The sequence below is a fragment of the Candidatus Schekmanbacteria bacterium genome (assembly GCA_003695725.1).
GTDB lineage: Bacteria > Schekmanbacteria > GWA2-38-11 > GWA2-38-11 > J061 > J061.
The window spans coordinates 1-3,203 of record RFHX01000353.1; the positions used below are offsets into that span (position 1 = coordinate 1).

At 36.1% G+C, this 3,203-nt stretch carries 3 protein-coding genes; 2 read left to right on the forward strand and 1 reads right to left on the reverse strand.

Annotation, left to right across the window (positions count from 1 at the left end):
* On the forward strand, positions 1-1,822 hold a 1,822-nt coding region (locus D6734_12765; protein RMF92235.1), incomplete at its 5' end, for a hypothetical protein.
* The gene (locus D6734_12770; protein RMF92236.1) at positions 1,822-2,808 is read left to right on the forward strand and encodes a glycosyltransferase; all 987 of its coding nucleotides are present in this window, start codon (positions 1,822-1,824) and stop codon (positions 2,806-2,808) included. The genes D6734_12765 and D6734_12770, both read left to right, overlap by 1 nt.
* Positions 2,809-2,977: 169 nt before the next feature.
* On the opposite strand, the gene D6734_12775 is transcribed toward D6734_12770, so the two are convergent.
* Positions 2,978-3,190 carry a hypothetical protein gene (locus D6734_12775; GenBank protein RMF92237.1) on the reverse strand — a complete coding sequence of 71 codons (213 nt, stop codon included), beginning with the start codon at positions 3,188-3,190 and terminating at the stop codon, positions 2,978-2,980.
* Between the last annotated feature and the right edge of the window lie 13 nt (positions 3,191-3,203).

Here is a 3,203-nt window from a genome sequence, read left to right on the forward strand (position 1 = left end):
ACTTATGACATCGAAGTATCCGATTCAACATCGTTGTTTGAGCTATAATAATCCGCTTTCAGACGATGAAATGACTTTGGCAGAAGTGCTGAGAGATAATGGCTATTATACAGGGGCTTTCATAAGCACATTTCTTGTAAGTTCAAGATTTGGATTCAATCAGGGTTTCGATTATTTTGATGAGGATCTGGATCCTGATTATCAGCGCCCTGCAACAAAATTTCACGAAAAATCATTGCAATGGATAGAGAACAATAAGAATAGAAATTTCTTCTTATGGCTTCATTATTTTGAGCCACATTACCCCTATCTTGAGCACAAACCATATACGGAAAAATACGAATCCTATCTCAATGGAGAGAAGAAAGGAAAATTTGAGAAATCCCATGAATGGATTAAGGAAGTCTTCAACAGGCGGAAAGAAGATTTGTCAGAAGCAGATATAAATAGGTTGAGAAGCCTTTATGGAGGCGAAATAACTTATCTTGATAAATTTATTGGTGAAGTCATAGAGAAACTCAAAGAAGAAGGGATTTATGATAATACAATCATTGTTTTTACTTCTGACCATGGCGAGATGCTTGGGGAACAGCATCTTATTGAACATGGCGACAGTTTGTATCAGCCGGAGATACATGTACCCCTTATATTTAAACTTCCTGATAAAATGGGGATTGCCAAGGGTAAGAGACTTGATGCTCTTGTTGAGTTGACAGATGTTATGCCAACTCTATTGGCTTTGCTTGATATTTCATCACCTGTCAGGCTTGAAGGAGTAAATCTTTATCCACTGATGTCAGGTGAAAGAGAATCAGTTCGCAGCTATGCTTTTTCTGAAGTACATAATTACAAAAGCATAATAAAAGGCGATTGGAAGTATATAATGTCGCTTCCTGTATTAAGTGCTCCTATGCTTTTCAATTTGAAAGATGACATAAATGAGAGGAAAAATCTTTATTTTTCCAACATCGAGATGGGCAGAAATCTGAGAAAGGAAATTTTAAAACGAATTGAGAAATTATATCAACCTGCCCAGAGAATTAAGAAAGTTACCAAAAAGGAAGAAGAGCGTTTAAAAAGTCTTGGCTATATCAATCAGGGCAAAACAGAAACAATGACATTGGGGAAATATCCGCCTCCAAATCTAATCGGAGAAATAAAGAATGGAAATTTCATTTGGCAGGGGAAAGTCTTAGGGAGAAATGAGATAGTAGTGAAGGCAAGAGATGCAGTGATTTCAGATGATAAACTTATTGTTGATTCAGGGGAGGTTGGTCTTCCGTTGAGATTGGGTGAAAATAATAAAGAATTGACAGTGGAATTTTGGATAAAGCCCGGGTGGGAATGGAGTGCTGAAAAGGAGAGGAATTTCATATCATTTAAAGATAGAGACGGAGAAATAGTCAGCATCGATGTAGTCAATGAAGCGATTGACCCAAATGATGGCAAGGTTTACAAAGGAGCTTTTCTGCGAATTTCATTAAAGGGAATCAAACGATATGTTTATTATGACATTTCGAAGCTCTCTGGTGAGATTGAGCATCATATCCTTTTTACCTTCAAGGATGCAAGAAATGGCGAAAAAGGGATAGCGTCACTTTTGATAGATGGTGTAAAGGAAGAATTTTCACCAAGTTTTATCTTCAGTAAGCCAATAAAATCCGATTTTGTCTTATGGAAAATAACTTCTATGGATACAAAAAGTTTTATCAAAGGGCTTAAAATTTATTCAAATTTTTACAATCCTCCATCGATAATTATACCTGTTTTTAGAAAGGCGATGGATTTGGCAGATAATATCTATTTGAAAGACAGAACATAATGCCTGATATATCAATCGTTATACCAACATATAATGCTTCATTTTCTATAGGCAAATGCCTTGAAGCAATATACAAAACTAAGGATATTGATTTTGAAGTAATTGTTGTAGATGACATATCTACAGACAATACTCTTGAAATTGTAAGAAAATATCCCTGCAAAGTAATCGAGCTGAAAGAGAAGAGCGGACCTTCTGTAGGAAGAAATGTAGGTGCTGAAAACGCAAAGAGCGATATCATAATGTTTGTTGATTCTGATGCTGTTGTCCTTGAAGGCGGTATAGAAAGAATAGTGGAAGGTTTCAGAAAAAACCCTGAAGTTGCCTGTATCAGCGGTGTTTTCGAAAAAAATCCCAATAACCTTGGATGGTTTTCAAGATATAGGGACAGACAGGTTGTTTATTGGCATTATTCTGCTTGTGATGAAGTGTCAGTATTTGTTTTGACGGCAGGTGCAATCCGAAAGGATATTTTTTTCGAGGTGGGAGGCTTTGAAAGAAAATTTGGAGTTGCCGCGGATATAGAGGACTTTGAGATAGGACACCGCATTGTTGAGAAGGGATACAAGATGATTGTCGATAAAAATGTGAGGTTTTACCATTTTGAGCATTCTTCACGCTTTTGGATGTTGGTAAAAAAACTCTTTAAAAGGACAAGATTATGGATGCATCTTTTCTGGAAAAGTAAAAAATTTGAGAAAAATTATGCAACTCCTTCACGCTCGATAGCTGCAGTCTTTGCAGGATTGAGTCTTATATGCCTTCTTCTTTCACCTCTTTTAAAGGTGACAGGAATATTATTTTTTGTCTTTTTTCTTATATTCATTCTTCTTGATGTTGGTTTTTATCAATATCTCTTTAAGGATGGAGGGCTAATGTTTATGCTCTTTTGCATTGCTGTTCACTATTTCTTTACTCTTGTAATTTGTTCAGGTGCGGCTGTCGGTCTTATTCAAGCCTTCTTGGGGATTGAAGCACAAAAGTGAAATTCGCCAAAAAAAATATTGTTCTATCATTTTTAATTTTATTGCAAATAGCTTTTGCAACTGCCTATCTGCCAATAAATGAATGGCTTACTCGATCCCTTATCTATTCTGATGACTTTATTGTCCATTACAGTGCTATTCTGACTCAAAATGAATTGATTGACGAGTATCATAGTCTTTGGGGATATCTTCCTTTTTTCCGCGCCGGCTCCGTAACCCATTCTCTCCTTTCAATCGATAGTAAAGGATGGGGAATTGCAGTCAGGGTGTTGACCTTTTTTTTATCAATGGAAGCGGCTTTTAAATTTGCCTTCATCCTTTCGATTATATCCATACCTTTTATTCTATATTTAGCAGGAAAAAATTTTAAATTTACTGACACTGAATCACTACTA

Coding starts and splice junctions, on each gene's coding strand:
- D6734_12770 (RMF92236.1), top strand. CDS start 1,822: ATGCCTGATATATCAATCGTTATACCAACATATAATGCTTCATTTTCT.